The organism is Pseudomonas sp. HMSC057H01, from assembly GCF_001836405.1.
Lineage (GTDB): Bacteria > Pseudomonadota > Gammaproteobacteria > Pseudomonadales > Pseudomonadaceae > Pseudomonas > Pseudomonas aeruginosa.
In genome coordinates this window covers 1,412-4,534 of the sequence record NZ_KV828505.1, presented here as the reverse complement: position 1 = coordinate 4,534, position 3,123 = coordinate 1,412, and the positions used below count along the sequence as shown (strand labels likewise).

Annotated in this window: 1 protein-coding gene; it reads right to left on the bottom strand. The window is 64.5% G+C overall.

The genetic code is table 11. The features are described 5' to 3' along the window. The coding region (locus HMPREF2581_RS20965; RefSeq protein ID WP_049266423.1) for a condensation domain-containing protein at nt 1–3,123 on the bottom strand (3,123 nt) is incomplete at both ends.

The window sequence follows — 3,123 nt, the reverse complement described above, 5'->3', positions numbered from 1 at the left end:
GTTGCCGGATAGCCCGAGTCGCTGCGGTTCCAGATAGCGCCGATAGCGCTAAGCTCCGCCTTCTCGAGCATCTGCAGATCGACCAGACGTCGCTGCGGATGTTCGGCGAATGCCTCCAGCAGAGTCGTCAGGTGGCGACCCAGGCGCTCGATCGTAGCGGCCGGGAACAGTCCGCGATCGTAGCTGAATTGCAGTGACAAGCTATCCCCGCCACCCAGCGCCAGGGCCAGCGGATAGTTGGTCTGCTCGTGCATCGCTACGGCACCGAAACGCACGCCTCCAGCGGAGGACCGTTCGAGCACCTCGTCCACCGGGTAGTTTTCGAACACCAACAGGTTGTCGAAAACCGCCTCGCCGCCGAACCCCGCCCAGCGCTGCAGCTCGAACAGAGGCGTGTGCTCCTGTTCGCGCAACGCCAGGTTCTGCCGTTGCAGCCCCTGCAGCAGTTCGTCGAGGGTCATCTGTGGAGCCAGCGTTACCACCACCGGCAAGGTATTGATGAACAACCCGACCTGGTTCTCGACACCCGGCAGATCGGCAGGACGCCCGGAGACGGTGGCGCCGAAGACCACGGTGTGTTGTCCGGTATAGCGTTGCAGGAGCAGCGCCCAGCCCGCCTGGACCAGGGTATTGAGAGTGACCTGGTGGCGCCGGGCGAAATCCCGGAGCCGCGCGGTAGCCGTTGCGTCTACCTCACGCAGGTGCTCTCCGACGCCGTTGGCCGATGTCAGTCCCGGCTGAGCCAGTGCCTCGACCAATCGCGTCGGCTCGTCCAGAGCCGCCATCTGCTCGCGCCAGAATGCCTCGGTAGCTGCCGCGTCCTGCCGCTGCAGCCAGGCGATGTAGTCGCTATAGCGGCCATCCCGGGGCTGCTCCGGCGAGCGTCCGGCATAGGACTCCAGCACCTCGCTGAGCAACTGGGCATTGCTCCATCCGTCCAGCAGGATGTGATGATGGGTGTAGATCAGGTGGTGCTCACCTTCGGCAGTCTTCACCAACAGCAGCCGCAACAGTGGCGCACGCTGCAATTCGAAACCGCGTTCGCGCTCGGCCGCAGCCAGCGCGAGCAGCGCGGCGTCCCGATTCGCCGCCTGGCTCAGGTCCTCTTCGGCGAAGGGCAACTGGCGCTGTCGATAGACGATCTGCAAGGGCTGCTGCAGCTCCCCCTGCCAGGCGAAACCACTGCGCAGGATCGCGTGCCGGTCCAGGGCGGACTGCCAGGCTGCGCGGAAGCGCGGGATATCGAGGCCGGACACATCCACACGCATCTGATTGATGTAGTCGCTCGATGCCTGCTCGTACAGCGAATGGAACAGCATGCCCTGCTGCATGGGTGACAGCGGATAGATGTCCTCGACCTCTTCCAGCGCGACCGGCAGGGCATCCAGACGCGCCTGGTCCAACCCCGCCAGCGGGAAATCGGAAGGCGTCGCGCCATGCCGTGGCGAATCGCAGCAGAAGTCGACCAGCGCCGTCAGCTCAGCCACATAGTCATCGGCCAGGCGACGCACCTGGTCCTCGCCGAACATCTGCGAGCTGAAGCTCCAGTCGATGCTCAGTTCACCGTCGAACACCCGGCCATTGAGACTCAGCCAGTTGTCCAGCGGAGCGCCGGGGTCCATCTCTGCCCCCGCGCTTTCGCCAGCCGGATCCAGCAGAGCCATCTCGTCGAACTGAGCGTCGAACTGGCCCAGGTAATTGAAAGTGATCCGCGCCTGCGGCAACCCCGCCAGGACCCGGGCACTTTCCTCTCCAGCCAGATAGCGCAGCAAGCCATAACCCAGGCCCTTGTCGGGAATCGCACGCAACTGTTCCTTGATCGCCTTCAGGGACTCGCCAAGATCCGCGACCGGGCTCAGGCGCACCGGGAACAAACTGGTGAACCAACCGACGGTGCGACTCAGGTCGATATCGGCGAACAGCTCCTCGCGCCCATGTCCTTCCAGCTGTACCAGGCTTGAAGAGGCGCCGCTCCAACGGCAGACCACTCGCGCCAGGGCGGTCAGCAGAAGATCGTTGACCTGGGTACGGTAGGCTGCCGGCGCCTGCTTCAGCAGGCGTTCGGTCAAGCTGCGGTCGAAGCGACTCTGCACGGAGGTGGCGAAACGCTGCTCCAGAGCGCCTTGCGGATGCTCGCACGGAAGCTCGGCCGGCGCACCTTCCAGCAGCTCGCGCCAAAACTGCAACTGCGCCTTCATCGACTCACCACGGGCATGCTCGCTCACTCGGCCGGCCCAGGCCTTGAACGGGCTGGTCTTGCCAGGCAGCCGCGGAGCTTCTCCACGGAGGCTCTGCTGGTAAGCCCTTTGCAAATCCTCCAGCAGAATGCGCCAGGACACCCCGTCCACCACCAGATGGTGGATCACCAACAACAGACGCTGGCCGCCGTCGGCCATATCCACCAACAGGCTCCGCAACAGTGGGCCGTCGGTCAGGTCCAGGCTGCGCTGCGACTCCTCGCAGAGCGACTCCAGCGCTTGTCGGTCCACCGCCTCGGCACGCCAGAGCAGCGCACCGCCCAGCGTTGCTTCGGCATGTTCGGCATGCCAGGTTCCGTCCGTTTCATGGAAGCGCAGACGCAATGCGTCGTGATGTTCGACCAGGGCCTGCAAGGCCGCTTCGAGTGCCTTCGCATTCAGGGCCTCGCGCGGCTTCAACAGCAATGACTGGTTCCAGTGCTGGCGATTGGGAATCGGCTGTTCGAAGAACAACCGCTGGAACGGCAACAATACCGTCTCGCCGCTCACAGGCCCCTGCTCCATTTGCACCGCAGCCCCTACGCGGGCGACTCGCGCCAGCCCCTGTACGGTCTGTTGTTGGAACAGGTCCTTCGGAGTGAACTGGATGCCCGCCGCACGGCATCGACTCACCACCTGGATCGAAACGATGGAATCGCCACCCAGGGCAAAGAAGTTGTCGGTGGCGCCCACCTCCTCCAGCTTCAGCACGTCCGCCCAGACGGCCGCGATACGTCGCTCCATTTCATTCTGCGGCGCAACATGCGTCTGCCCCGCAGCAGCTTGCGGTCGCGGCAACGCCTTGCGATCCAGCTTGCCGTTCGGACTCAACGGCATCCGCTCCAGCGCCAACCACTGCGCCGGCACCATGTATTCCGGCAGGCTC